The organism is Teichococcus deserti, assembly GCF_001982615.1.
GTDB classification, from domain to species: domain Bacteria; phylum Pseudomonadota; class Alphaproteobacteria; order Acetobacterales; family Acetobacteraceae; genus Pseudoroseomonas; species Pseudoroseomonas deserti.
The window spans coordinates 1-3664 of sequence record NZ_MLCO01000297.1 but is presented as its reverse complement, the minus strand read 5'-3'; the positions used below and the strand labels follow the sequence as shown (position 1 = coordinate 3664).

Below are 3664 nucleotides of genomic sequence, written 5' to 3'. Positions count from 1 at the left end.
GCGCGGCGGCATTGGCCGGCCACGCGGTCCAGGTCCTCGGCGTCCCAGTAATAGATCACCTCGGAGAGCAGGATCAGGTCGAAGCGCCCCGCCGGCCATTGCCGCGGCACCTCGCGCTGCTCGAAGGCGAGGCCGGGCAGGGGCCCGCAGTCGCGCCGCGCCGTCGCCAGCGCCCGGGCCGAGCCGTCGATCGCCAGCAGCCGGTCGCAGCGTGGCGCCAGCATTTTTGTCAGCACGCCGATGGAGCAGCCGACCTCCAGCGCCGCGGCATAGCGCGGCCGCGGCAGGGCGGCGAGGGTGGCCGCGTATTTCGCCGCCTCGTAGTCGCTGGTGCGAAAGTCCCAGGGGTCAGGGTCGCCGGCATAGAGCGCCTCGAAATAGGCGGCCGGCAGGGAGGGGACGGTGGTGGTCAAGCGCGGGCTCCTGATGCGCTCCGATGCAAGCGCCCAGCGACCCCGCCGTCCACTCAAGCCGCGGGGAGGAAGCGGATTTTCCGTTCAACAGAAGGACAGGGCATGGCCCTGTAACGATCACCCCGCCTCGTCGCCGAAGGGGTCGTCGACCGAGGGGCACGGCGTCGTGAACCAGCGCGGGCCCTCGGCCGTCATATAGGCGATGTCCTCCAGCCGGACGCCGAACTCGCCATAGATGCAGAGCATCGGCTCGATCGAGAAGCACATCCCCTCCAGCAGCGGCTGGCGGTTGCCGCGCACCATGAAGGCCTCCTCATGCACGTCGAGGCCGATGCCATGGCCGGTGCGGTGCGGCAGGCCGGGCACCTTGTAGCCGGGGCCGAAGCCGTGCTTCTCGATGACGGCCCGGGCGCCGGCATCCACGGCCTCGCAGGGCGCGCCCAGCTGGGCGGCGGCAAAGCCGGCCAACTCCGCCTCGCGCTCGATGTTCCAGATCTGCCGCTGCCGCTCCGTCGGCGTGCCGAAGACATAGGTGCGGGTGATGTCGGAGCGATAGCCCTGCACCCAGGTGCCCATGTCGATCAGCACCATGTCCCCCTCGGCCAGGGTCTGCGGATAGGGAACGCCATGCGGATAGGCGGTGGCCTCGCCGAACTGCACCGCGCCGGAGGTGGCCGACATGCCCAGCCGGCGATGCGCCTGCTCCAGGAAGGCTTTTGTCTCGGTCGTCGTGACGCCGACCTGAAGCGCGCGGGCGGCGGCCTTGTGGACGGTCATGGTGATGTCCATGGCCCGCTGCATCAGCGCGATCTCGGCGGCCGACTTCACCTGGCGGCAGGCCGCCGCGATGCCGCGCGCGCTGGTAAAGGTGTAGCGGTTGCCGGCGCGCTTCAGCCCGTCGGCGATGAAGAAGGGCGTCGCCGGGTCGAGGGCGATGCTGCCGCTCTCCATCCCCATGCTGCGCAGCGTCTCGACCACCAGCTCGGTCGGCTCCTCATGCTCCTCCCAGCAGCGGACATCGCTGCCGAAGCGCATCAGCTCGCGCGTCTTCGGCTCCTCGAAGGCGGGGCTGAGATAGACCAGCTCGCCCTCGGCCGGGATGATGGCGCCGTGCAGCCGCTCGGTCAGCTTCAGCTCGATGCCGGTGAAGTAGTGCAGGCTGGTCGAGGTATCGAGATAGAGCGCCGCCAGGCCCTGGGCCCGCAGCAGCGCCTGCGCCTTCTCGATGCGGGCCTGGAATTCTGCGACCGCGATCGGCACGATGCCGTCCGTCATGGGTTTGAGCTTGTCCAGCTCCTCGGCAAAGCTCGAGCCACCGACGCCCAGCGTCATGATGTCGTTTCCTCTCAGGCGGGCGGGCGTCAGGCGCCCTGGTAGCGGCGCTGCAGCAGCAGCGTCGAGGCGGCGGTCAGGCTCAGCGTCGTCAGCATCAGGATGAAGGCGATGGCGGCGGCGAAGGGCCAGTTGTTGTTCACGGCATATTCCCGGTAGAGCATCGGCGCCATCATCTGGAAGCGCGCGCCGCCCAGCAGGAAGGGCGTGGCATAGGCGTTCATCGCCAGGATGAAGACCAGGATGCCGCCGGTGGCGAGGCCCGGCAGGGCCAGCGGCAGCACGACATGCCAGAAGCGGCGGCCCGGCGTCGCGCCCAGGCTGTCGGCGGCCTCCTCCAGCCGGGCGTCGATGCCCTCGATCACGCCCTGCAGGGTCAGGATCATATAGGGCAGGTTGATCGACAGGATGCCCAGCCCCACCGCGAAGGCGGTGTAGAGCAGGGTGACGCTGCCGCCCGGCACCACCAGGCCATAGAGGCTGTCGACCAGCCCGCCGCGCCCGAGCAGCCCGATCCAGCCGAGCGCGCGCACCGTGCTGCCGATGAACAGCGGCAGGATCACCAGCAGCACCGCGGTCGATTTCCAGCGGCTCTGCATCCGCGCCAGGCCATAGGCGATGGGGAAGCCGATCACCAGGCACAGCGCCGTGGTGACCAGCGCGATGGACAGCGTCGTCCAGAGCACGCGGGCATAGAAGGGATCCGTCACGAAGCGCAGGTAGTTCTCCGCCGTGAAGGCCTCCTTCATGAAGGTCATGCGGTCGTACTGGTTCAGGCTGTAGCGCGCCAGCAGGGCCAGCGGCGCCACCAGCGACAGCAGCACGATGGCGGTCGCCGGCCCGACCAGAAGGGCGGCGGTCAGGCCCTGGCGGCGCGGCATGGTCAGCGACGATCCAGCAGGCGGCGCCACCACTCGTTCATGTCGTCGCGCGTCGCCGCCAGCCGTTCGTAATTCGCCGGGATCAGCCTGGGCGCGGGTTCCGGCAAGGCGAGGCGCTGGGCGACCTCGCCCTCCAGCGGCGCATTGGTGACCGTCGGCAGATAGCCCATGCTGGCCGCGAAGCCGCGCTGCGCCGCGGGTTCCAGCGCGGCGTTCAGATAGGCGAAGGCCGCGGCCTTGTTCGGCGCGTTCTTCAGCACGCCCATGCTGGAGACGTAAGTCAGACACCCTTCGGCCGGGAAGGCGGAGCGCAGCGCCAGCCCGCCCTTCTGCCAGAACAGCACGCGGGCATGCCAGACCAGGCCGAGATCGATCTCGCCCGACTTGATCGCGGGTGCGAAGGCCTCGGTCGAGGTATAGGCATGGGCGCCGGACTTCACCAGCCGCTCGAGCTCCGGCTTCACCGCGTCGATGGCACCGACATCGCCCTTGTATTTCAGCGCCGCCGCCATGGCGACCCAGATATAGCTGTTGTCGAGGATGCCGACCTTGCCGCGGAACTGTTCCAGTTCGATGTCCGAGTAGGTGGTCGGCGGGGTCGTGACGCGCTCCGGGTTGTAGGCGATCACCTGCGGGCTGAAGATATGCGGGATCGACTGCCCCGACTTCAGGCTGGGCATGACGTGCTTCAGGTTGGGCACCCTGGATTCGTCCAGCGGCTCCAGCATGCCGGCGGCCTCCAGGTCATAGGCCGCGGGCGCCTGGACGCAGATCACGTCCACATTGCCGCGCGGCAGGCGGCGCTGGGCGATCGACTTGGCGATGCGGGCCGGCTCGGTGCCGGCATCCTGGACGCAGTCGATCCCCTTCGGCTGCAGCAGCGGGGCCTCGATATTGGCGGTCAGCAGATTGCCGTAATCGCCGCCCCAGGTGCTGACGACGCAGCGGCCGGAGGCCTGGGCGCGGACGATCGCCGGCATGAGGGGAAGCGTCGCGGCGCCGGCGCCGAGGCGCAGCAGGCCGCGTCGGGGAAGCGAG

4 protein-coding genes are annotated in these 3664 nt (G+C 69.4%); all 4 read right to left on the bottom strand.

Going from position 1 to position 3664, the window contains the following annotated elements; all coding sequences use genetic code 11:
- A partial coding sequence (locus BKE38_RS24760; protein ID WP_076959889.1) for a class I SAM-dependent DNA methyltransferase occupies window positions 1–413 on the bottom strand: 413 nt, incomplete at its 3' end.
- A gap of 117 nt (window positions 414–530) precedes the next feature.
- Window positions 531–1745, bottom strand: coding sequence for a M24 family metallopeptidase (locus BKE38_RS24755; RefSeq protein WP_076959888.1), 1215 nt, complete (start codon window positions 1743–1745; stop codon window positions 531–533).
- 29 nt (window positions 1746–1774) lie between these two features.
- On the bottom strand, window positions 1775–2626 hold the full coding sequence (locus tag BKE38_RS24750) for an ABC transporter permease (RefSeq protein WP_076959887.1): 852 nt from the start codon (window positions 2624–2626) through the stop codon (window positions 1775–1777).
- Window positions 2627–2628: 2 nt separating this feature from the next.
- A partial coding sequence (locus BKE38_RS24745; RefSeq protein ID WP_076959886.1) for an ABC transporter substrate-binding protein occupies window positions 2629–3664 on the bottom strand: 1036 nt, incomplete at its 5' end.